Origin of the sequence: Lysinibacillus sp. RC79 (genome assembly GCF_041262405.1) — a bacterium.
In the GTDB taxonomy this organism is placed as follows: Bacteria; Bacillota; Bacilli; order Bacillales_A; family Planococcaceae; genus Lysinibacillus.
In genome coordinates, this window is sequence record NZ_JBGCCD010000006.1 from 37,634 (window position 1) to 61,790 (window position 24,157).

The following is a 24,157-nucleotide window of genomic DNA, read 5'->3' on the forward strand; positions in this document are numbered from 1 at the left end:
GAGGGAAAAGTCTAGCACTATTCCATCAAGCCCTCTTCTTTGATTAACTTATAAATCATCTTACGGTTAATACCTGTAAACTCTTCTAGTTGACGGCCAGAAGCGTTAGGGTGTTTTTTCAACGTCGAACGTAGTAACTTAAGTCTTTCTGTTCTCAGTGCGTTACTGCCTTTTGCTAAAGCTACATTTTTAAATTTCCTGAAACGTTTTTGATCTGATTCAAGCGTCGAAACATTTGAATGCATAATCTCGGAAAGTCGGTACAGTGTAGTTCCAGGGTGTTCATTCAGATATTCTTGTAGTAGCTGGTCTACAAGATACACGTAAAACGAATTCAGGTCGTCCAATAGAACGGGAAATAAGTTTAGAAGAAAAAATTGCACGATTAGAAGCGAAAATCGATTATTACAAGCGGAGAATGAACTTTTAAAAAAGCTCGATCTACTCGAAAGGCAGATGTTAAAGAAGAGATAGCAATCGCAACGGAACTAAAGTTTGAATTAATCAGTAAAACGATTCAAAAATATAAACTAAAACGTTTAGTAAGCTATCTATGTGAAATCATGGGCGTCTCTCGTTCAGGTTACTATAATTATTTCACAGAAAAATCAGCACAAAAGCGTGCAGCATATGAGTTGGCAGATAAAACATTATCGAGGGCAATGGAACTTGAAAAAGCTGCCGCCTGCAAAATACAGGCAGCAGCTTCAAAAAGTTGCCTAGCTTTTTTTCGAAATGTCCTTTACAAAGGGTACACTTTAGTGTTAAAGGGTGTTTTGATTTTAATAATTTTATATTGAATTTCGATAAGCATTTAATGTTGAATTGTACTTAGAGTTTGATAAAAATTTTTGGAGGTTGTGTTTCCCCCATGGTCCTAATTTATTAGTACTAGAGCCTAATAAACCATCCTTAGCAGCACTTTTAAGTGTTTCAATCTGTTTAGTAGAGAGTTTAGTTGTTTTACTTTCTTCGATAATTTTATTAACATTGTTTAATCTTACTTGATTCTCTTTAGAAGTGCGGTTAATTTCGTTACTGTTTTGTTGAGTCAACCCATATTGTTTATAGGATCTACGTGACATTAAATATTGCATAGTTGTTGAATTTCTTGTAGTAATCATAAAAGATTTCCACCTTTCTAGTTAATTGATTTTTCAAGTATTTACCATGCTTATCCTAATATCGACCAGAACTCGAATTAAATTAATCTTTGTAAATATATTTCCATTAAATACGATTATAGAGATTACTATTAAGTCAGCAAAATAACCAGGCACTCATTAAAATTTGAGTACCTGGTTATTTTGGAAGTATGTAAAAACATTAGTAGCTAGTTACAGTAATCAGCCGTTAATAAATGGGGAATTTAAAAATGAATTCCTTATTGCCACAAATGATCATGAAGTAAGATATAACATAGCAAATAGAGGGTCTAAGACTTCCACATGGAAAATTTATAATCCTAAAGGGGAAATATGGAATAAGGGTACTTAAAAACCTGGTGAATCTAAAACTTATACAGCATTTTGGGATCTACATGATATCCCAATGGGTGGATATAAGATATCGATTATTTCAAATAATGGCGGAGCAGGAGCATTTGATTTTACTGTCAGTGTGTTAAACTAGAATATTGTAATTATAATATTTTCAAGTCATATAAACCAATGACCAAGATAGCTTAATTGTCGTCTTGGTCATTTTCTAATTTATGATTAAAAATTTACATAACAATCTTCATCTCTGTCTGGGTCATAATATTGGAATTCTCTTATCCCATGTTTTTCTTGTAAGTATTCTTTTACAATCTCTATATCTTTACCGAAGATTAGAAATGGAGAGTTTCCGAATCTTATTAATTCTGGACCATAATCAGGTATATCAGCGTATAGTATTTCTTTATCATCGTAGTGAAAATCGACATTCCATCCTCTATAACAAATTAAATAAGTTCCATCGTCTCTTAGTCCGCACTTGTCTTCATAAGGAATGATGTTAATATTACATACTTTATCATTAATTAAAAATGAATACATGTTGCCTTACTCCTTTATAAAATTATGTACATATTGCATTTTACCTCTTGCAGAACCGAACGTTTGCGCGTGAAATAAACACGAATAAACGTTTGATTTTATTTTTGAGAGGGAACCAGCGCGTTAATTATCAGTTCGATTGACTAACCTAGAACCTGAGCGAAGCATTCAACTAGATATATTTGATGATCGAAAGGATAAACGGCAAGTTCTAGGGCATACGGTAGATGCCATTAGGGCTAAGTTCGGTCCGACTTCGCTTTTAAGAGCTATGTCTTTTACTGATGCTGGAACAGCCCCTTAAACAACGTGAAAAACTTGTTGGAGGTCATTTAGCTTAGTTGATAGTTAATAAGTTCGCTTTTACACTAGACAAATATGATTTTTTAACATATAGTTAATGTAATAAAATCGTTTGCAAGGGAACAATGAATTCACATATTACAAAGAGTAATCGTGTTTTGTTTGATACTTTTTGTAATATGTGAATTTTTTTCTTTTGAAGTAGTATGATTTTATTTAATACAATTAATGGAGGTCATTTAAATGGCACAAGGTACAGTGAAATGGTTTAACGCAGACAAAGGTTTTGGTTTCATCGAAATGGAAGGCGGGAATGATGTATTCGCTCACTTCTCAGCTATCCAAGGTGACGGATTCAAATCACTTGAAGAAGGTCAAAAAGTTGAATTCTCAGTAGAAGATGGCCAACGTGGACCACAAGCTGCAAACATCGTAAAACTTTAATTTTTAATGAAGAAAACCACTCTTAGTTGAGTGGTTTTACATTTTATATTCCTAATAGTTGTTTTTTTCTTAGCCTCAAATTCTTCTTGAGTTAAAACACCAACATCCATTAGTTCTTTTAACTTAATTAGATCATCAGTAGGGACTGCTGTTACGGAAGATGGAGTGACAGTTGATTGTGTAGTCTCTTCCTCTTCAGCAACAATTAAAAGTGAAAGCTTTTCAAGATCCTTCTTATCACATTTAATAACTAAAGGTACCTTATCTCCATTTTCTCGCTAAGAAAAAGAGTTGCTACTGATTTATCCTTCCCCGTATTTACTCCCATAGCACCGGTGATAGTTCCAGCATTACCGAATTTACTTCTGATTATTGTCCATCCAGCAATATCAAGAGCACTCTTTTGGATGTTTTCAACACGTTCCCATTTAACTAACTTAAAAGTTTCAGGTGCTTTATTGTCAACCACAATATCTACATAACCATGTTCAGTTTGCTTCAAAATGTAATTATAACCACGTTCCTTTAGCTGTTCTTTTCCATTCAAGACAGTCAAGTTTAGCTTAATAGCTTTTGGCCCTTTTACTTTCTTTTGAGGGGTTACTTTTTCAGGGATGCCGAATATGTTTTCTATTTTATCTAAAGTGAGTACGTATAAAAAATACGTTAGTTTCTTTGTGCCTGTAGTTGCAGATACGATCGTCTCAACATATATAATATATGTCTAATACGCCTAATACGTATATACTATATAAGTGAGTGGAAATTTGTTGCCCTTAACTGTAATCGAGCTAATTCTAACTGTGGTGACTTAACGGTATTTATATGGTGTTTTACTGACGTTAAATAAAATACGCTTCGGTACACACGATAATATCGGTTCTGGACCGATTCATTTACCACCAGATGAAATGCACACAAGCTCTTCGTGGCTATCATTCTCTGCGCTAGAAAAATGGTCGGAGGCGGAATTAACAGACGCCATGACAGGAGCTGCATATGCGATGAATGCGTTCATACCATTGTTTATTCAATGTGATAGTAGCGATGTAGCAGTTGTCCCACAGGTAAAGGCAACTCATAATGAGCAACCGACATTTTTTGTTTATGATAAGTATCCTGGCGGTATTGGATTAAGTGAAAAGGTATATGATTTATGGGAAGATTTATTAACTAAGACGAGGGAGCATGTAACGGGCTGTGCTTGTGAATCAGGCTGTCCATCATGTATAGGAGCTCAAGATAGCTTACAGCAAGCGAAGAAAAAAGTAATAGAACTTCTTCAAATTTTAACTTCTTTCAGCAAATGTCTTTTGTACCGAAAGCGTAGCGACAGGTACAGAAGTCTCCCACCTCTATAGGTGGTGAGATGAATGCGGGTTTAAGTCACTTTTTAGCGGGTGTCCAAACATACGCTGAAATAGAGGAACTCAGTCTAAGAACGCCACGTCCTGTGGCAATGACTGAGTGACCAACTTCATGTTGGCCTAAAGCCTCCGGCGGATGTCACGGAATCGGAAAGGAGTTCTTAGAGGATGTTAGCCTAAAATCATCGCATCCATGCGATAACGGCTAACTGACCTTCATCGGTAAAAACGCCACGTCCTGTGGCATTACCGAAATGACCGACATCGTGTCGGCCCTCACGCAGGCCTAAGCACAAAGCCGATTCCGGACGCAATTATGCCGAGGCATAATTGATATTAGAATACACAGAGGGCTTCAAGAGGAAAAAGTCTAAAAAACTATTCCTACAAGCCCTTTTTTCATTATTATATAAATCATTTTACGGTTATTACTAGCCAACTCTTTATGTATATTCTTCCGTTGTTATTTTTGGATATTCTTATTCGATTTTAAATAGTTAATTAATCTTAACCTATTGAACCTATCACATGTGAACAATATAACACCTTGCTATCAAGTTCTATATTTTAACCAAAATAGCACATCTTCTCTTTGTGCAGAAGCTAAAAGATACGCTATGATTAATATAGGTTATACTTGTGGTGAAAAAATAAGGATAATCCTTAATTTTGAAAGTGTGATAATCATGTTATAACAAGTGTTTTATCCACTATTCATTCGGGGGATTTCACAATTTTTGGATGAGCACTCTGATGGTAATGGCAGTAGCATGTAGTTAGCTGTGATTGTGATTCAGTCTTTCCATCAAGATAGTTTACAAGAACCAAAAAAAGTACTATAAGTTTTAGCAATCTTACATGCAGAAAATGGTGAAGTAAATGTCTTACGAAAATAAAATTTTGCAAATGAAAAAAATGCTCGGTAAAAAAACGACAACAACTCTAAAAAAAGAGGATAAACCTGCTTATCAAAAACCTGTTGCTCCAAGCTATACTGAGCAGTGGGGGAAAGCTGGACTAACAATTGTAGAAAATGAATTCGGCATCGTTTTTAAACGACAGGTGCGTTATCCGTTTAGTTATCAGCATGGTCATTATAAGTTGCAATCATTTTTTGATGCATTAGTAAAATGGCAAGAGGCAAAGTTCGAACATCCATATGCCCTAGAAATGAATGAAAAGGTATTGTTTTTTGATACGGAAACTACTGGCTTAAAGGGTGTAGGCACACAAATTTTTCTTCTAGGCTTTTTAGAAGTATCAGAGGAAAATGAAAGCTTTATTTTAACTCAATATATTTTAGCTGATCCTGCACATGAGGCAGCGTTACTTTTTGAATCCAAGCTTTGGCAAAAAAACGCGACGGTTATTACCTACAATGGAAAAAGCTTTGACTGGCCGCAACTTGAAACACGTTGGACACTCAACCAAAAAGAATTACCTAAACTGCGTACACAACGGCAAATCGATTTATTGCATAGTTCAAAGCGTTTATGGAAAAATGATATGGAAAGAATGAAATTAAAAGCTGTGGAAGAAGAGAAGCTTGGCTTTTCTCGCATTGGAGATATACCTGGATTTCTTGCACCTATTATTTATTTAGATGCAATCAAAAGCGGTGTTCCAGATGCTCTTATGAAAGTCCTTCTTCATAATGAATGGGATTTACTTTCACTGATTACGCTTTATGTCCATTCTACAAATTTGCTATTTGAAGAGACGAGCGAAGAATCGGCAAAAACGTTTACAAATATTGGGAAGTGGTATGCTGATTTAAAAGAGAGTTCACAGAGTGTTAAGGTTTTAGAAAAGGTTACGACCCAATTTGATGCACTTGAAGCGGGAAATGCACAATATTATTTAGCAATACAGCATAAAAAAAATAAAAAGTTTAGTGAAGCGATCGATGCATTTGTGGCTGCTCTACATTTCGTTGAGCAACGAAAAAAGTTGCATGTATTAGAACAGCTAGCGATGATATATGAGCATCAAATGAAAGATTATGACCAGGCCTTTTATTATACGCAAGAGGGCATAAAATTAATAAAAAAGAATGAGCAATGGAGAGTAGAACAAAAGCAGAAATGGGGAATTTCTTGGGAAAAGAGGTTACTCAGGTTAGGAAATAAGAAATAATTTCCCGGGTAAGCGCAAGAAACGACAAGTTTAGCCTTACATTTGATGTTTTCAGACGATATAATGTGATGAAGTATGCTATAATGTAACGCATGTAGTGTGAGGAAGGGCGATGTGTATGGATATTAAATTAACGTCAAAAATGATCCTTGAAAAGGAATTTAAGAAAAATTTTAAAGGCTACAATGTAGAAGAAGTCGATTCATTTCTTGATGAAATAATACAAGACTATGAAACGTTCGAAAAAGTGGTGGCCCAACTTCGTGAAGAAAATAAACAGTTAAAAGAAGAAATTGATAATACGCCTAAGAGACAACCTGTCGCATCGGCAGCTGGTACGACAAACTTTGATATTTTAAAACGTCTTTCAAATTTAGAGAAACACGTATTCGGCAGTAAGTTATACGAATAATTTTTGTCAATTATATTGTATTTATCATAAAACTCTAGTATAATCTTTTTATCATCATGAAATTCTGGTAATCGCTGCGGCGCTAGACGTCGTAGAGGAAAGTCCATGCTCGCACGGTTCTGAGATGACCGTAGTGTTCGTGCTTACTGAAAAAATAAGGTAAGGCAGCTGTAATGGCTGACGGCGGAAGGAAAACCTAAGTCTTAATGATATGGTTGAAACTTCCTGAAAGTGCCACAGTGACGTAGCTTGCTTGGAAACATGCAAGGTGGAACGAGGTAAACCCCACGAGTGAGAAACCCAAATTATGGTAGGGGCACTCTCTAAAAGGAATTGAACGGATAGAGGGACAGAGTTAACTCTGTAGATAGATGATTACTACCCGGCCGTACGAGGTGATAGCTGTTTGAGTACTCGGGAACAAAACATGGCTTATGGAATTTTTTGATGCTTATTTATGAAATGACAAGCGCTCTCCAATTTGGTGGAGAGCTTTTCTTTTGACTATAGTAAGAAAAAGTTACTTGTTAATCATGTCTAGACATGCGCGATATACGTTTGAGAATAAGGCTGTACACTGTTGGTCATGCCTCTGTCGCTACGATTCGAAAAAAACATCTAATAAACTGTTATCGCAACGATATACATATTGTCTACATACGAGTAGACTGGCGCAAAAGCGCTTTTCTAAAAAATGAGGGTAGTAAAGAGAGATAGGATGGAGCGGAAACATGAACCGAGTGAACGATAGTCTGGGGAAGCTAAATTCGATTTCCAATTATCCTACTGCCTTAATAACAAAAACCTTCGAAAATGTATCTGAAGGCATCATGATCACAGATAAAGATAAAAGAATAGAATTGGTCAATCCTGCATTTGAATTTGTAACTGGCTATAAACGTGATGAAGTAATTGGAAAAACACCAGCCGTTCTACAGTCAGGTGTACATGAATTGCAATTTTATTTAGATATGTGGGAAAAGATACGACAAGAAGGCATTTGGCAGGGGGAAATATGGAATCGTCGAAAAACCGGAGACGTATATCCAGAATGGTTAACAATTGTAGGTGTAGCCAACGATGAGGGAGAGATTACAAATTACTGTGGTATTTTCACAGATTTGTCTGAAAGAAAAATAGTAGAAAATGAACTAGAAAAGAGTTTATTAACGGACTCTTTAACGGAAGTATCGAATCGATTTGCATATATTGAAAGAATGGATAATCTATTAGAATCATCTTCTACTATTTCTCATTCAGTACAGCATGCAGTCTATTTTTTAGATTTAGATCGATTTAAACAAATTAATGATACGTTAGGTCATGCAGTCGGAGATACTATTCTAGTAGAAGTGGCAAAGCGTTTAAAAACATTGTTAAAAAATAAAGATATCATTGCAAGATATGGCGGTGATGAGTTTATTATTACGTTAACAAACGTGAAGAATGCCAAAGAAGCCGCAAATTTTGCTGAACAAATTATTGGGATTATTGAACAGCCTTTGGATGTTAATGGTCAAGATATTTTTATTTCTACGAGTATTGGTATCAGCATGTATCCATCAGAAGGTGATACGACCGAGCAATTGATTCATTGTGCTGACAAGGCAATGACTTATTCAAAAAAGAATGGCCTAAACGACTATGCATTTTATTTTGAGGAATTGAAGACTGACTCTCAGCGTGTTTTATTATTAGATTCGGAACTACGGAGAGCAATTGAAAATCGGGAATTTGAGCTTCATTTCCAGCCAAAAATATCTGTGGAAAATGAAGAGATTCAAGGGTTAGAGGCACTTGTACGTTGGAATAGTGAAAGATTGGGATTTGTCTCGCCAGCAGAATTTATTCCTTATGCTGAGGAAACAGGATTAATCATTCCTTTAAGCGAAGTGATTATCGAAAAAGCTTGTAAGGCAGTTATAGAGATGCGTCGATCTGGCTACAAGACTCCGGTTGCCATCAATATTTCAAGCATTCACTTTAAACAACAAAATTTTTTAGACTCTGTTCAAGCGATATTAGAGCGTTATAACACGCCTGCTAACAATTTTGAAATCGAAGTTACAGAACGTACTGTGATGAACAGTGCAAATGAAACAGTTAGCAAGCTTGTGCGACTGAAGAAAATGGGCTTTAAAATTTCTATTGACGATTTTGGGACAGGCTATTCGTCTCTTAGTTATTTAGTTCGCTTCCCCCTTGATTATTTAAAAATCGATCGAAGCTTCATTCAACATATTGGCTCGCTCGATGAAAAACAGGCAGTAGTGGATGCGATTATTCAAATGTCGCATCGCTTAAAAATGAAAGTTGTTGCTGAAGGTGTAGAACAAGCACAACAAGTGGATATACTACGTAAAATGAACTGTGATATAATTCAAGGCTATTATTACAGCAAACCGTTGCCACTTCACGAACTTATTGAGTTTATGGAGTATTGGGAAATTGAGCATCAAGGAAGGAATTAGTGTATGGCAAACTATAAATTAGTAGCAACTGCTGCAATGGGACTAGAGTCGATTGTGGCACAAGAGGTAAAGGAACTAGGCTATGAAACAACAGTCGAAAACGGCAAAGTGTATTTTGAAGGTGACGAAACGGCCATTGCACGAACAAACTTATGGCTACGTGTAGCAGACCGAGTAAAAATTGTTGTAGGACAGTTTCCTGCTAAATCTTTTGAACAGTTGTTTGAAAGTGTAAAAGCTTTACCGTGGGAAAAATACTTACCAGTTGATGCAGCTTTCCCAGTATCAGGGAAGTCTGTTAAATCCCAATTATTTAGTGTGCCAGATTGTCAGGCAATTACTAAAAAAGCAATTGTAGAGCGCATGAAACAGCATTATAAACGTTTAGGATTTTTAGATGAATCCGGTGCAACCTATAAAATTGAAGTTTCAATTTTAAAAGATGTGGCTACACTTACTATTGATACATCGGGTGCGGGCTTGCATAAGCGTGGTTATCGTCAAGTACAAGGCGAAGCACCTTTAAAAGAAACATTAGCAGCGGCACTCGTACAAATTTCAAAGTGGAATCCGAATCGTCCGTTCGTTGATCCATTCTGTGGTTCTGGCACAATTGCGTTAGAAGCAGCAATGTTTGGACAAAATATTGCACCGGGCTATAATCGTGAATTTATTTCAGAGAATTGGCCATGGATGAAGGCAAAAATTTGGGATGCAGCGCGAGATGAAGCGGATAGCTTAGCGAACTATGATCAACCATTAGAAATTTTCGGATCTGATATAGATCATCGCATGGTGAGTATTGCACAAGAAAATGCACTAGAAGCGGGCTTTGGTGATATGATTACGTTCAAGCAAATGCAAGCACGTGATTTTACAACACTGCTAACAGATGGTGTTATGATTGGTAATCCACCATACGGAGAGCGTATTGGTGATGTCGAAGTCATGGAGCAGGTAATTCGTGATTTAGGAAAAGTCATGAAAAACTATCCGACTTGGTCTGTGTACATGTTGTCCTCAATGAAAAACTTTGAGGAATTGTACGGTCGTCAATCGACGAAGAAGCGTAAATTATTCAATGGCTTTATTGAAACGAATTATTACCAGTTCTGGGGACAAAAGTCTAAAAGAGATTAACGAACGATAACGGAAGATAAGATTTTTTCTTATCTTCCGTTTCGTCGCGTATAATAGGACCAGATAGTTAGAGGGGGAACGTCAATTGCGTAAATCTTTACCATTTGTATTAACAAAGGACCGCTCATTTTTTGAGTCATTAGGTGACTGGATGGGGGACGTCCTTTACGATGAATTACCTGAAAAGGGCTTTGAATGCCGTGATGAGCAAATTTTTATGGCCTATCAAATTGAGCAAGCCCTAAAAGAAAAAAACGTGCTTTTTGCGGAGGCAGGTGTAGGGACTGGGAAAACAATTGCCTATTTACTACCAGCTGTATCCTATGCACGCTATACTGGCAAACCAGCCCTTATCGCATGTGCAGATGAAACTTTAATCGACCAGCTAGTAAAAGAGGGCGGCGATATTTATAAGCTACAGAAAACGTTAGGTCTTGAAATTGATGTTCGCCTAGCAAAGTCACGAGACCAATACCTATGTTTAAAGCGTTTTGAGGAAGCTGAAAAAGTGGAAACCGATGAATGGATCGATGATATTGCATTTTCTATACCTGATGGAGTATATGCACAGGGCTCGATGATTGCTATACAACCTTATGGTGAACGCAGCGATTATCCAACTGTCAGTGATGAAGATTGGCAAAAAGTAAACTACAACTCGATTATGCAGTGTTCAGTATGTGATCTACGTAATCGATGTGGTCAAACATTACATCGTGCACATTATCGTAAATCGACGGACTTAATCATTTGTTCGCAAGATTTTTTGATGGAGCATTTAGCAACAAAGGAGTCTCGTGAACGTGAAGGGCAACTAGCTTTATTGCCTGAAGTATCAATGATGGTGCTAGACGAAGGTCATTTATTAGAATATGCTGCGCAAAAAGCAATGACGTATAAAGTACAGGCGACAACAATTGTGACATTGTTAGAGCGTTTAATGGTGGATGGTGTGCGAGAACGTACATTATATGCGATGGAAAAATTACAAGATGACCACGAGCTATTTTTTGACCAGCTACGAGATGATCTAGTAGCTTCTAAAGAAGAGCGTAAACGTATTAATAAATCGCCAAATCTGTTGAAATACGGTAAACAACTTATTGAGGATGTCGAAACATTACTCGAGGAATTTGTCTTTGAATCTGAAATGTATATGATTCCAGAGTATGAATTAAATATGGCAGAGGAGTATTTAGAACAATACGAGGCATCTTTGCGTATTTTCATAGCACAGGGAGATGCAGTCGATTGGTTAGAGGAAACGGATGGGGAGGAAACGCTCGTAATTATGCCGCGTCTCATCACAGAAGTTTTAGCAGAAAAATTATTCTCTAAAAAACTTCCAATAGTATTCTCTTCAGCAACTTTATCAGTCAATAAAGATTTTTCGTATATTGCCTATAGTTTAGGAATTCGTAATTATCAATCGTTTTCTGTTCCATCTCCATTTGATTATGAAGAAGTTATGCGAATTTATTTACATGAGCTATCTCAAAAGGGGAAAACGGCGCGTGTTCAACAGCTATTACGTGATGGTGAAAAAACATTAATTTTATTTAAATCAAAACAAGCAATGTTAGATTTCAAAGCGGAACTACCTCTTATGGAACGGATGTATGTAGCGTTTGAGGGGGACCGTGAACTATCAGGAATTGTTCGTGATTTCCAAGAAGGCACAATCAAAACATTATGCTCCTATCATTTATGGGAAGGTCTAGATTTGCCGGAGGAGGCATTAACACGAGTTATTATTTATGATTTACCCTTCCCTCCACATGATCCATTATTTGATGCGAAACGTACATTTGCAGAAAATCCATATGAAGAAGTGGAATTACCGTTTATGCAGCTTCGTTTACAGCAAGGAATGGGGCGTTTAATTCGTACTTCAAACGACCAAGGAGATATCCATATTTTGTTGAATGAAGAAGAAGCAAAGCAGCGTGAAACATTTGAAAATATATTAGCTGTTACACCAGAAATAAAGTAACAAAAAGCGAGATTGCACCTGTTGCAATCTCGCTTTTTTTGTATATTAAAATAATATTTTTATCGTGAGATAATGATGAGTTTGAAAAAAAGTGTTGAATATTTCTCTTTTAAGCTTTATAGTTCTTTGTAATGCAACGAAAATTATTAAAATAATTTATTTTTTATATTGAAAATAATTTTGCAAAAGGTTTATAATGATGACAAGAAATTTTAAGAATAATCAACATTAATTTTTGATTATTCCGTGATAGGGGGTTTGAGCCTGTCGAACATTCAATCGTTGTGTCGAAAATATACGAACTTATCTGCAACAGATATAGAAAAGTTAAAAGAAATAGAAGCAACATTATCGTATTATGCTGAATTGACAGATTGTTATATGTTCATAGATTGTATGTTGGAAAACTTACCACATGCAATTGTTGTGGCAGAGGCTTTCCCAAAAACAGAAAGCGGCTTATACGAAAAATCTGTAATTGGCAAATTTGTATTTGAAAGCTTTGAACCAGCAGTATTTTCTGCTTTTAGAAATAAAGAAAAATCGTCAATTACTAGAGCAATCACACAGGAAGGTATAACGGTTGAACAAAACGTTGTCCCTCTCTTTAATGACCAACAACAAGTTATGGCAGTGTTAATCCAGGAAAAAAAGGTGGATATGCAAACAACACCTAAAGATGATTTTCGACATATGCCTTTTGCATTAATTGAGCATATTGTAGAGCCGAATTCTCAACCGATTCCAGTAGTTTCTGATTTACTAGTGGAATCAATTATTCTCACAAATCATGAAAACAAAGTTATCTATAGCAATCCTGCAGGCTACCGATTTATATCGGAGCTATCGGGGCTAGAACGTTTTGACAACGTTGCATTGAATAAGATTTTACCATTTTTACAGGAGGTCTATGATAAAGGCGATGATGTCTTTTTTTTAGAAATTACGATTGATCGTAAATCCTTTATTGTGAAGAAAATTCCTATTCGTGATCAAAACGATAAAGTGACACTCCTCATTATTCATGATCTTACAGAGCTTAAGCTGAAAGAAAATGAACTAATGATGAAAACATTTGCTATACGAGAAATTCACCATCGAGTGAAAAATAATTTACAGACAGTTACAAGTCTATTGCGCTTGCAAATGCGAAATGACTTGTCAGCTTCCAGTGCAAGTGCTTTTCAAGAGGCATTAAATCGAATATATAGTATTTCATCTGTTTATGAACTTATTTTAGAAAATGACGATAACGCTGAGGAGAAAGTAGACGTTATCGCGTTGTCTAAAAAGATCGGACATAAAATGGTTGGGACATCCAATACATCATCTATTCAGTTAACCTTTCATCACGATAATGTACAGTTATTTTGTCATTCTAAAAAAGCTGTTTCGCTCGCGTTAATCATTTGTGAGCTACTGCAAAATGCACTGAAATATGCTTTCATTGATCGTGAGGAGGGTACAATCGATATACAATTTCAACAGGATGCTTCAACTATATCACTTCATATTTCTGACAACGGCGTTGGAATGCAAGAGGTGAAGGCATCATTTGGAATGGAGATTATTACAAGACTTGTTGAATATGATTTAGCTGGCACATTTTCAATTATCCCTAGTGAACAAGGTACACATACTCAAATTCAGTTCCCTGTAAGTGAGGAGGTATTTATCCTAAATGACTAGGAAAGTTATGATTGTCGAAGATGAGTCGCTCATTGCAATTGATTTGAAGTTTATGCTTGAGGATAATGGCTACGAAGTGGTAGCACAAGCGAATAATGGAGAATCAGCAATTGAGTTGGCTTTTACACATAAGCCACAGTTAATCTTAATGGACATTAAAATGCCTAAGCTAGATGGTTTAAAGGCAAGCAAAATTATTGAACAGCAGCTCGGTATACCGGTACTATTTATATCAGCTTATAGTGAAAAAGAATTGTTACTGTACGTGAAGCAGGACAATATTTTAGGCTATGTTATGAAACCGTTTTCTGAGAAGAATGTTCTTCCAGCGTTGGAAGTGGCATTTCACCAGATTGATAAGTTCAACCGTCTGAACGGGGAATTGTTGCATAAACAAACAGAATTAGAAAAGCGAAAAATAGTCGAACGAGCAAAAGGTTTGCTAATGCAGTCGGAGAACCTAAGTGAGGACGAAGCTTATAAAAAAATTCGCAGTGAGAGTATGCAGACTCAACAGGAAATGGCACTTATTGCAAGGCGTATTATCAATACCTTACAAGTAAATAGTTAAAGCAAAGACGCTTTAAAGAGATTTCTTCTTTAATGCGTCTTTTTTATTTTCATTCAGCTCTCACCTCTAAAGGTGGTGAGATGAATGCGATTATTGTTCCTTTACGGTGGGTGTTCAACATCTACTGATTAAATATAAAAGCCTCTGGCGGGTGTCACGGATTTTGAAAGGAATGAATTGTGTCTACACAATTCAAAATCTAGACGCATTGTTTATCGAAAGCGAAGCGACAGCAACAATGTTTTGACTGTGCGAAAGCGAAGCGACAGCAACAACAATGTTTTGACTGTGCGAAAGCGACAATCAAGCCAAGGCGAAATAGATATATATAACAATTAAGGGGTGATGAGAAGGATGGCAATGATAGGAACGGTTATCGTTTATATTATTATGATTTGTGCAGTTTTAGGGGCAATCGGAGCAATTCGAGATGCTGAATATGGAATCGGTAAAGAGTTTATGAATGGTATTCATACGGTCGGACATATTTTTGTACCTGCTGCAGGGATCATGGCTGCTATACCTTACTTAACGTGGTTTATAAGTCATTTTATTAGTCCGATTTTTGAATTGATTGGTGCTGATCCAGCAATTGCAGCAACGACAATTTTAGCCTCGGACATGGGAGGATACCAATTAGCGAATGCGTTAAAAGAGTCCTATGAAGGATGGGTCATGGCTCTAGTTGTCGGATTTATGTCAGGCGCAACAATCGTGTTCTCTATTCCAATGGGTCTTGCCATGTTAGATAAGCGTGATCATAAATATATGGCTTTAGGTATTATGGCGGGTGTTTTAACAATTCCGATTGGAGCATTTATTTCTTCCATCATGATTGTGATATTTAATACAGACGTTCGTGAAGTGATTAGTACAACAGCTGCACCAACATATGTATTTGCCATTTCTATTTTACAAATATTAATAAATTTATTGCCTTTATTTATTTTCGTAGTGTTAATTGCGTTAGGTCTTAAGTTAATTCCAAATGGCATGATCAAAGGTTTCATGATTTTTGGACGAGTGATGGATGCTGCTATCAAGCTTGTGCTAGTGTTCTCGATTGTAGAAATTTTCACTGGTGTTTTTACAAAAATTTTCGGTGCGTGGGGCTTTGATCCGATCATGGCAGATAAAGTCGATCAATTCCGAGCATTAGAAACAGCAGGGTATATCGGTATTATGCTTTCGGGTGCATTCCCAATGGTGTACTTAATAAGAAAATATGCATCGAAACCTCTAGAAGCGGTAGGGAATAAATTAGGCTTATCGTCAGTAGGAAGCGCAGGTATTTTAGCGACTATTGCTAATATTTTAGCCATGTTTACACTCGTTCGACATATGCCACCTAAAGATAAGGTTATTAACATTGCCTTTGGTGTTTGTTCAGCATTCCTTCTAGGAGATCATTTATCGTTTACGGCTAACTTCCAGCCAACAATTATTTTACCTGTTATTACTGGTAAGTTTTTAGCGGGTGTTATCGCTATTATTTTAGCCTATAAACTATCTGTTCCAACAGCTTTAAGGCTAGAACAAGAGGATCGCAAGGCAGGAATAATTAAAGAAGGTGAATATCTAGATAAGAATCTTGATTAGATAAAAAACTTGAAAGAGGTGATAACGTGTGAGTGAAGAAAAGAAACGGTTTATTCAGGAGTTTGTGCCAGGTAAGCAACTAACATTGAGTCATCTAATAGCAAATCCTGATCCTGAGATGTTTCAAAAGCTGGGCATTCAAGAAGCAGGTGCACTAGGCATCATGACATGTACACCGAGTGAGACAGTTATTATCGCAGGGGATTTAGCAACAAAGGCAGCCAATGTAAGACTAGGATTTTTAGATCGCTTTACTGGCAGTCTCGTTATTGTTGGTAGTATCTCCGAGGTTGAAATGGCGATGTTAGAGATTAATCGTTTTCTATCAGAGATGCTAGGCTATACGCCATCAAAAATAACTAAGTCATAGGATGTGCCGTATGAAAAATCGAGTAATGATCATAGGTGGTGTGCAAGCAGGTAAGTCGACACTGATGAATGCGTTATTGGGGAAAGATAGACAAGCCAATAAAACACAGGCGCTCGTTTATGATGACTGGATAGTTGATACACCTGGAGAATATATAGAAAATCCGATGTATTACAGAAACATTATGGCAACATCGCTTGAAGTGACACATGTGATTTATTTGCAGGATGCCACCTCATCAAAGAGTGTTTTTCCTCCGCAATTTAGTTTAGGAATTCCTAAAATACAAATTGGTGTCATTACAAAAATTGATGCACCCCTTGCAGATGTAGAAAGGGCAATAACGCTATTACAAAATGTCATGACGCATGGTCCTATTGTGAAATCCTCTTCGTGGCAAAAGCTAGGTATTGAATTTATTGCACCACTTATACAGCTCAATTCTGACGAAGAAATTCGTCAATTTGTGAAGGATCGTGATAGTCCTTATCTCATGTATTGCCCGTAGTGGCGAGAGGGGAGAGTAAATTGAAGACAGAAAAAATTTATAGTGCGGGCATTGATATTGGTACAAGTACAACAAAGATGGTTGTCAGTAGTTTTCTGTTGAAAAACGTTGCAGGTGTAACGCATGTGCCACGAATAGAAATTATAGAAAAAACGGTTTTGCATCAAAGTCCAATTATTAAAACACCGTTTATCAATAAAGAAATTATCGACATGGAAAAAATCGAGCAATTTATTTTTCAGCAATATCAATTGGCCCACATTTCACCAGCAGATATTTCAACAGGTGCCATTATCATTACAGGCGAATCTGCAACCAAGGAAAATGCCAGCGAGGTTGTTCATGCGATTGCAGATACAGCCGGGCACTTTTTAGTTGCTACTGCTGGACCCGATTTGGAAAGTATTATTGCAGCAAAGGGCGCAGGTACCTTACAGCAATCTAAAAATACTGCCAAAGTTATCGCGAACATCGATATCGGTGGTGGTACAGCAAATATTGCGGTAATGCAATTCGGAGAAGTAATTGGTACGTGTACATTGCATGTCGGTGGAAGACTTATAGAATTTCATAACGGAATTGTCCAATCTATTTCACCACCCATTATGAAACTTATGGAAAAATGGTCAAAGCCATTAAAGGTTGGTGATTCAGCAGAGGATGTTCGTGTTACACAACTAATCCAAGAAATGGTGGATTTAGTAACGATGACACTAAGCGGACAATTAACAGATGAACAGCATCCATTATTGCTAGGACATTTGCCAACTTGGGACAAACCAGTCGAAGCAGTCGTTTTTTCCGGTGGAGTAGCTGCCTGTATTTATGAAAATGAATGTACAAACCGTCAGTATGATGATATTGGTGAAAAATTGGCAAAAAGCCTTTTCCAGCATGAACAGCTACAATCCTTTTTATGGTTAAAACCAGAGGAAACAGCGCGGGCAACTGTGACTGGTGCGGGTACGCAAACAACTGAAATTAGCGGTGCAACGATTCAAGTAGATGCGGAAGTATTGCCTTTAAAAAATGTGCCTGTTTTCAATTGCTATATGGATACGAACATCAAAGAATTCGACTATGCGGTGAAAACAGCTGTTGAACGAGCTGATGCTCTATTCTCTATACAAGGGAATCGCTCTCCGTTTGCACTTTATTTTAGTCATTTACCATATTTAAGCTTCCAGGATGTCCATACATTATGTGAGGCAATTTTGAAGCACTTAGCGACGAGAAGCTCCAAGGAAATACCAATTATCATAGTCATTCAATCAGATTATGCAAAGGTTATTGGGCAAACGATACGAGCGATCAATCAAACAGTTCCCATCATTTGCATCGATCAAATTAAAGTTGAAACAGGTGATTATATTGACATTGGGGAAGTACTACCATCTGGTGTTGTCCCAGTTGTTGTAAAAACACTTGCTTTCCACTCAAAGTAAGGAGGATGAATGTGAATCTATCGGTGATATTTGGTGGAGAGAAATATAATTTTAAATCATTAAAAGATGTAATGGCCAAGGCCAATGAAGAAAAATCAGGAGATCAGCTAGCTGGAATTGCGGCTGAATCTGTACAGCAACGAATTGCGGCAAAGGCCGTTTTAAGTGAGTTGTTAGTTAAAGATATAAGAGAACATCCATTAGTTCCTACTGAAAATGATGAAGTGTCACGCATTATTGAAGGTGATATTAATGAGCAAATTTATGGAGAAATTAAAAACTGGAGTATCGAGCAACTAAGAGAATACATTTTATCAAATGAAACAGGCGATCGGGAATTAAAACGATTAAGCAAGGGCATGAATTCAGAAATTATTGCGGCCGTTACAAAGCTGATGTCCAACTTAGATCTTGTCCATGCTGCCAATAAAGTGGAAATTCTGTCGACTTGTAATATTACGATCGGACAAAAGGGCACACTTTCCTCAAGATTGCAGCCGAATCATCCAACAGACAATATTGACGGGATTATTGCTTCATTAAAAGAGGGATTGTCCTATGGTATTGGCGATGCGGTCATTGGAATTAACCCAGTAGATGACTCAGTTGAAAGTGTGAAAAAAGTATTGCAAGCCACAAAGGAGTTTATCAATGATTGGTCGATTCCTACACAAAACTGTGTGTTAGCGCATATTACAACACAAATGAAAGCCATTAAACAAGGCGCGCCAGCCGATATGATTTTCCAAAGTATTGCTGGAACAGAAATTGCTAATCGCTCGTTCGGCATTTCTGCTGACCTAATAAGAGAAGCAGAAGAGCTTGTGAAAAAGCAAGGAACAGGAACTGGCCCGAACTTATTCTATTTTGAAACTGGACAAGGTTCGGAGCTATCTGCTGAGGCACATATGGGTATTGACCAAGTAACACTTGAATCGCGCAATTACGGCTTTGCTAGACATTTTAATCCGTATATTGTGAATACGGTTGTTGGCTTTATTGGACCTGAGTATTTATACAATAACAAACAGGTTATACGTGCAGGACTAGAAGATCACTTTATGGGCAAAATGCACGGCATCCCAATGGGCGTTGATATTTGTTACACAAACCATATTAAGGCAGACCAAAATGATGTTGAAGATTTAAGTGTTTTACTAACAGCAGCTGGTGTCAACTTTATTATCGCTGCACCTATGGGCGACGATATTATGCTGAACTATCAGTCAATGAGCTTCCATGATGTCGCTACATTACTTCAAACGTTTGGTAAAAAACCAGCACCTGCATATCTAGCGTGGTTAGAAAAAATGGGCATTTATGAAAATGGTCGTCTATCTGCAAGAGCTGGCGATTTATCTATATTTGAAAGGTAGGTGAGTCCATTGAATGAACAACTAGTATCGATGATTACACAGCTCGTTATGGAAAAGATGGGCACTAATGCGTCAGACAAATCTTCTCATGACAAAGCTGTACCAGTAGAAGAACAAAAAGAAACACTTATTAAGTTTCACGATACGGTAGCTAATGCTAATTATGCTGATGAAGTAGCAAGTCCGAGCACAACAGAACAATCAAATGAACCATTAATTAAGCTTTATCATTCTGAATCATATAATCATGAACAATCGTATTACAGCGCAAGTAATGATGAATCGACTTACACTACGACATCTATTAAAGCTTTTAAATTTGAAGAGGATGAAGTGTCTGAAAGTGTACAAGCTGCTAAAAAGTATACACCAGCAAGAATAGGTGTTGGAAGAGCCGGGACAAGGCCTAAAACAAAAACTTGGCTAAAGTTCCGACTCGATCATGCAGCGGCAGTAGATGCAGTTTATGGTGAAGTGACAGAAGGGCTACTACAAAAGCTCGATGTCTTTCAAGTAACATCAAGAGTGACAGATAAGGAAGAATACATTACTAGACCGGATTTAGGTCGTCGTTTATCAGATGAAGCAAAGACACTTATTCAATCAAAGTGTAAAAAAAATCCAAAGGTACAAATCATTATTTCTAACGGATTAAGTGCAAGTGCGATTGAAGAAAATGTGCAAGATGTTTTCTTAGCGTTACAGCAAAGCCTTCGTAATTTGAATATTGAAATAGGAACTACTTTCTATATTGATAAAGGGCGTGTTGCTCTTATGGATGAAATTGGCGAGCTTTTACAAGCAGAAGTGATCGTTTATTTAATCGGTGAGCGTCCTGGACTTGTATCGGCTGAGTCAATGAGTGCCTATATATGCTATCAACCTAGAATGGGCACAGTAGAAGCTGATCGAATGGTCGTTTCGAACATTCATAAAGGTGGTATCCCGCCATTAGAGGCAGGTGCTTATTTAGGAACAGTCGTTCAAAAAATATTGCATTACAAGGCAAGTGGAGTAGGTCTTGTGGCAAAAGAAGGTTAGGGGGCCAAACAATGAATCCTCAAAAAATTATGGCAGAAATTTTGGCAATGCAAATCATTCCAAGAGTGAATAGTGAATTAGCGGAGCAATTAGATTTAAAGCCATATCACAATAGTATTGGACTGGTAACTCTAACAATAGATGATGTTGGATATGTAGCGTTGGACGAAGCTACGAAAAAAGCAGATGTTGATGTTGTTTATGCAAAAAGCTTCTATGCTGGAGCTGCACATGCATCTGGGCCATTATCCGGTGAGGTCATTGGCATCATTGCTGGTAGCTCGCCTGATGAAATACGCAGTGGTTTCGATGCGATACAGCAGAAAATCCAGTTTGATACGTATTTTGAAGCCATTCTTCAAAATGAAAGCCACGCTCTTTTTGCACATACTGTAGCTAGCTGCGGTACGTATTTGGCAGAGCTAGCAAACGTTAAGGTTGGAACAGCCCTTGCTTATTTAATAGCACCGCCCCTTGAGGCAGTCGTTGGTTTAGATGCTGCATTAAAGGCGGCAGATGTAGAGCTAAAGGTTTTCTTTGGTCCACCATCTGAAACCAATTTTGGTGGCGGTTTAGTAAGTGGTAGCCAATCTTCCTGCCAAGCTGCTGCCGATGCTTTTAGAGAAGCTATTGAGAATTTAGCAAGAAATCCAGTTGTTTAGAAAGGAGGGGCTTTATGGCCACACTAGATAAAGATTTATTAGCAATTCAAGAAATGAGAGACGCCGTGAGACGTGCCAACATTGCACAGGCTGCTTACATGCAGTATTCACAGCAGCAAGTAGATAATATCGTCAAGGCTGTTGCGGATGCCGCTTTTAAAGAGGCAGAACGTTTGGCAAATATGGCCGTTCAGGAAACAGGGATGGGCATACCTAATCATAAAAAAATGAAAAATGAGGTAGCCTCTAGAGATGTCTATGAAGATATTAAAGATTTGAAGACTGTTGGTGTCGTTGGTTTCGATCGAATGAAGAAAGTGACAGAGATTGCTAGTCCGTTTGGAGTAATCGCGGGCATTGTACCAACGACAAATCCAACATCAACAGCAATCTTTAAAACACTTATCTCATTGAAAACTAGAAATGGTCTCGTACTAAGCCCACACCCATATGCGGTTGGTTGTACAAAGGAAGCTTTAGAGATTTGTAGAGTAGCTGCAGAAAAAGCAGGAGCGCCAGAAGGATTGCTACACTGTTTAACAATGTCTTCTATGGAAGCTACGCAGCAATTAATGAAGCACCCAGATATTCACTTAATTTTAGCGACTGGTGGCGGTGCGCTAGTAAAAGCAGCCTATAGCTCAGGCAAGCCAGCTTATGGTGTAGGACCAGGAAATGTTCCAGCTTACATTGAAAAATCAGCGAACATCTCCAAATCAGTTCGCCAGCTTGTACAAAGTAAGTCTTTTGATAACGGCACAATTTGTGCGACAGAGCAATCAATTATCGTAGATAAAGTCATTGCAGAGCAAGTTTTAACAGAGTTAAAGAAAAACAATGCGTATATTTTGAGTGATGAAGAGAAGATGAAGATGGAGAAGTTGATCTCTCCTGTTCCTGGGAAAGTAAATCCTCAAATTGTAGGTAAATCAGCAGCTTGCTTAGCAGATTCTATCGGTATTACCGTGCCGGAAGACACAAAAGTACTTGTTGGTATGGAAACAATGATCGGCAAGAACATTCCATTTTCACTTGAAAAACTATCACCGATATTTGCGTTATATACAGTCGAGGACAGTACAGAGGCAAAACAGGTGATGATTGATTTACTAAACATTGGTGGACGCGGGCATACATGCTCGATTCATACAGAGAATACAGCTTTAGCTGAGCAGTTTTCAATCGATTTACCAGTGTCCCGAATTGTTGTCAATACATTATCATCTATTGGCGCTGTTGGTGGAACTACTGGATTGGCACCATCCTTTACATTAGGATGTGGTACGTTTGGTGGCAATATTACGTCCGATAACATTACAGCGAGACATTTATTGAATATTAAACGTATGGCTTATGGCATTAAAGATGTAGATGTGCCAAAACCAAAATTCTTAGTACAACCAGTAGTAGAGACTATTAAGGCACAAGATCCATCTTTGGATACAGCAGTAGTTCAACAAATTGTTGATCAAGTATTAAAACAAATCACATTACAAAATAAATAATTTGGAGGAATGACAAATGAGTACAGCATTAGGAATGGTAGAAACAAAAGGATTAGTAGGAGCAATTGAAGCAGCGGATGCAATGGTGAAGGCTGCTAGCGTTAATTTAGTAGGAAAAGTACATGTTGGTGGCGGTATTGTCACTGTATTAGTTCGTGGTGATGTAGGCGCAGTAAAAGCAGCTACTGATGCAGGTGCAGCAGCGGCCCAACGTGTTGGAGAGCTTCTATCTGTTCATGTAATCCCACGCCCACACCATGAATTAGAATTAATTTTACCAAAAGCAGAAGCTTAATTTTATTTACAGTCCAAACAAGGGCGACGGATAGAAAAGTTGAAGTGACGGAAAGAGGGTCCGAAACGACGGAAAGAATCTCCAAAGTGACGGAAAGAACATCATAAAGGGAAGGGCAGGATGTTACACATTTCTTATCCTGCTTTATTCCCTATAAAAATATAGCTAAAAAGATATAGAGGTGGCTAACTTGAATACAGCGACAAAAACATTTCCTGTTGCCATTTCAGCTCGTCATATACATGTCAGTGAAGAGGATTTACAGGCACTTTTTGGTCCGAATGCAGCATTAACGAAGGATTTTGATCTTTCGCAGCCAGGACAGTTTGCAGCCAAGGAGCGTGTCTCTATTGAGGGACCAAAAGGTGTTCTTCACAATGTACGTGTATTAGGTCCTGTAAGAGCGGCAACACAGGTGGAAATTAGTCGAACAGATGCAATGAAATTAGGATTAACCCCTCCTTTGAGACAATCGGGTGATATCGAAAGTTCAGCTGGCATCAAATTAATCAATCAAGAACAAGAAATAATCATTAAGCAGGGAGTCATTATTGCACAGGCACATATTCATATGACGGAAGAAGATGCGTTAGCATTAGACGTGCAAAATAATGAATTAGTATCTGTTGAAGTTGATAGTGAACGACCTGTGACGTTTCGTGGGGTTGTAGTTCGTGTGTCAAATGATTTTAGTTTAGAGATGCATATCGACACAGATGAAGCGAATGCGGGCTTTATTGAACAGCAAGCCCAAGGAAGAATGATCAGATCATTGACATAAGGAGGAGGTT

The 24,157-nt window shown here is 37.6% G+C and carries 23 protein-coding genes, 1 other RNA gene and 2 pseudogenes; 21 read left to right on the forward strand and 5 right to left on the reverse strand.

The features are described from left to right. Positions 1-17: 17 nt before the first annotated feature. On the reverse strand, positions 18-323 hold the full coding sequence (locus ABH968_RS07825; RefSeq protein WP_370043464.1) for a hypothetical protein: 306 nt from the start codon (positions 321-323) through the stop codon (positions 18-20). On the opposite strand from ABH968_RS07825, the pseudogene ABH968_RS07830 reads away from it, so the two are divergent. Next, positions 311-623, forward strand: a pseudogene (locus ABH968_RS07830) (IS3 family transposase); the annotation flags it as partial. The gene ABH968_RS07825 and the pseudogene ABH968_RS07830 sit on opposite strands and share 13 nt — an antisense overlap. A gap of 168 nt (positions 624-791) precedes the next feature. On the opposite strand, the gene ABH968_RS07835 reads toward ABH968_RS07830, so the two are convergent. After that, a complete protein-coding gene (locus tag ABH968_RS07835; protein ID WP_370043465.1) occupies positions 792-1,124 on the reverse strand; it encodes a hypothetical protein in 333 nt (110 codons plus the stop codon). 594 nt (positions 1,125-1,718) lie between these two features. Next, positions 1,719-2,039, reverse strand: coding sequence for a hypothetical protein (locus tag ABH968_RS07840; protein ID WP_370043467.1), 321 nt, complete (start codon positions 2,037-2,039; stop codon positions 1,719-1,721). A gap of 546 nt (positions 2,040-2,585) precedes the next feature. On the opposite strand from ABH968_RS07840, the gene ABH968_RS07845 reads away from it, so the two are divergent. Next, entirely contained in the window at positions 2,586-2,786 is a 201-nt protein-coding gene (locus tag ABH968_RS07845; protein ID WP_370043469.1) for a cold-shock protein, read from the forward strand. On the opposite strand, the gene ABH968_RS07850 is transcribed toward ABH968_RS07845, so the two are convergent. After that, positions 2,783-3,034 carry an SHOCT domain-containing protein gene (locus ABH968_RS07850; RefSeq protein ID WP_370043659.1) on the reverse strand — a complete coding sequence of 84 codons (252 nt, stop codon included), beginning with the start codon at positions 3,032-3,034 and terminating at the stop codon, positions 2,783-2,785. The genes ABH968_RS07845 and ABH968_RS07850 overlap by 4 nt on opposite strands. Before the next feature lie 2 nt (positions 3,035-3,036). Then, the gene (locus ABH968_RS07855; protein ID WP_370043470.1) at positions 3,037-3,333 is read right to left on the reverse strand and encodes a hypothetical protein; all 297 of its coding nucleotides are present in this window, start codon (positions 3,331-3,333) and stop codon (positions 3,037-3,039) included. Positions 3,334-3,634: 301 nt separating this feature from the next. Here ABH968_RS07855 and ABH968_RS07860 point away from each other — a divergent pair. From ABH968_RS07860 to ABH968_RS07950, 19 genes and pseudogenes are all read left to right on the forward strand, one after another. Then, positions 3,635-4,147: pseudogene (locus tag ABH968_RS07860) on the forward strand (Zn-binding domain-containing protein); the annotation flags it as partial. 885 nt (positions 4,148-5,032) lie between these two features. Continuing rightward, positions 5,033-6,289 carry a ribonuclease H-like domain-containing protein gene (locus ABH968_RS07865; protein ID WP_370043471.1) on the forward strand — a complete coding sequence of 419 codons (1,257 nt, stop codon included), beginning with the start codon at positions 5,033-5,035 and terminating at the stop codon, positions 6,287-6,289. 118 nt (positions 6,290-6,407) lie between these two features. Next, positions 6,408-6,701, forward strand: coding sequence for a cell division regulator GpsB (gpsB, locus tag ABH968_RS07870; protein ID WP_370043473.1), 294 nt, complete (start codon positions 6,408-6,410; stop codon positions 6,699-6,701). A gap of 59 nt (positions 6,702-6,760) precedes the next feature. Continuing rightward, positions 6,761-7,141: RNase P RNA component class B (rnpB, locus tag ABH968_RS07875), an RNA gene on the forward strand. A 291-nt stretch (positions 7,142-7,432) separates the two neighbouring features. After that, complete coding sequence (locus ABH968_RS07880; RefSeq protein WP_370043474.1) at positions 7,433-9,172, forward strand: sensor domain-containing protein; 1,740 nt, start codon at positions 7,433-7,435, stop codon at positions 9,170-9,172. 3 nt (positions 9,173-9,175) lie between these two features. Beyond that, positions 9,176-10,312: a THUMP domain-containing class I SAM-dependent RNA methyltransferase gene (locus ABH968_RS07885; protein WP_370043476.1), complete on the forward strand. Its 1,137-nt coding sequence runs from the start codon at positions 9,176-9,178 to the stop codon at positions 10,310-10,312. An 85-nt stretch (positions 10,313-10,397) separates the two neighbouring features. Further along, complete coding sequence (locus ABH968_RS07890) at positions 10,398-12,305, forward strand: ATP-dependent DNA helicase (RefSeq protein WP_370043477.1); 1,908 nt, start codon at positions 10,398-10,400, stop codon at positions 12,303-12,305. A 258-nt stretch (positions 12,306-12,563) separates the two neighbouring features. After that, on the forward strand, positions 12,564-13,994 hold the full coding sequence (locus ABH968_RS07895) for a sensor histidine kinase (RefSeq protein ID WP_370043478.1): 1,431 nt from the start codon (positions 12,564-12,566) through the stop codon (positions 13,992-13,994). After that, complete coding sequence (locus ABH968_RS07900) at positions 13,987-14,565, forward strand: ANTAR domain-containing response regulator (RefSeq protein ID WP_370043479.1); 579 nt, start codon at positions 13,987-13,989, stop codon at positions 14,563-14,565. The genes ABH968_RS07895 and ABH968_RS07900 overlap by 8 nt, the downstream gene beginning before the upstream one ends. A 354-nt stretch (positions 14,566-14,919) precedes the next feature. Then, complete coding sequence (gene eutH, locus ABH968_RS07905; RefSeq protein ID WP_370043480.1) at positions 14,920-16,164, forward strand: ethanolamine utilization protein EutH; 1,245 nt, start codon at positions 14,920-14,922, stop codon at positions 16,162-16,164. A 28-nt stretch (positions 16,165-16,192) separates the two neighbouring features. Next, positions 16,193-16,534 (forward strand): ethanolamine utilization microcompartment protein EutS, encoded by a 342-nt coding sequence (eutS, locus tag ABH968_RS07910; protein WP_370043481.1) that lies wholly within the window; start codon positions 16,193-16,195, stop codon positions 16,532-16,534. A 10-nt stretch (positions 16,535-16,544) separates the two neighbouring features. Further along, positions 16,545-17,042 (forward strand): EutP/PduV family microcompartment system protein, encoded by a 498-nt coding sequence (locus ABH968_RS07915; RefSeq protein WP_370043482.1) that lies wholly within the window; start codon positions 16,545-16,547, stop codon positions 17,040-17,042. 20 nt (positions 17,043-17,062) lie between these two features. Continuing rightward, the gene (locus ABH968_RS07920) at positions 17,063-18,487 is read left to right on the forward strand and encodes an ethanolamine ammonia-lyase reactivating factor EutA (protein WP_370043483.1); all 1,425 of its coding nucleotides are present in this window, start codon (positions 17,063-17,065) and stop codon (positions 18,485-18,487) included. A gap of 5 nt (positions 18,488-18,492) precedes the next feature. Beyond that, positions 18,493-19,863: an ethanolamine ammonia-lyase subunit EutB gene (locus ABH968_RS07925; RefSeq protein ID WP_370043484.1), complete on the forward strand. Its 1,371-nt coding sequence runs from the start codon at positions 18,493-18,495 to the stop codon at positions 19,861-19,863. A gap of 9 nt (positions 19,864-19,872) precedes the next feature. Beyond that, positions 19,873-20,904, forward strand: a complete 1,032-nt coding sequence (gene eutC, locus ABH968_RS07930; protein ID WP_370043485.1) for an ethanolamine ammonia-lyase subunit EutC — start codon at positions 19,873-19,875, stop codon at positions 20,902-20,904. Positions 20,905-20,915: 11 nt separating this feature from the next. Continuing rightward, positions 20,916-21,566: an ethanolamine utilization microcompartment protein EutL gene (gene eutL / locus ABH968_RS07935; RefSeq protein WP_370043486.1), complete on the forward strand. Its 651-nt coding sequence runs from the start codon at positions 20,916-20,918 to the stop codon at positions 21,564-21,566. A 14-nt stretch (positions 21,567-21,580) separates the two neighbouring features. Continuing rightward, the gene (locus ABH968_RS07940; protein ID WP_370043487.1) at positions 21,581-23,071 is read left to right on the forward strand and encodes an aldehyde dehydrogenase family protein; all 1,491 of its coding nucleotides are present in this window, start codon (positions 21,581-21,583) and stop codon (positions 23,069-23,071) included. 16 nt (positions 23,072-23,087) lie between these two features. Further along, positions 23,088-23,366 (forward strand): BMC domain-containing protein, encoded by a 279-nt coding sequence (locus tag ABH968_RS07945; protein ID WP_053482447.1) that lies wholly within the window; start codon positions 23,088-23,090, stop codon positions 23,364-23,366. Positions 23,367-23,556: 190 nt separating this feature from the next. After that, on the forward strand, positions 23,557-24,147 hold the full coding sequence (locus ABH968_RS07950) for a phosphate propanoyltransferase (RefSeq protein WP_370043488.1): 591 nt from the start codon (positions 23,557-23,559) through the stop codon (positions 24,145-24,147). Positions 24,148-24,157 lie beyond the last annotated feature (10 nt).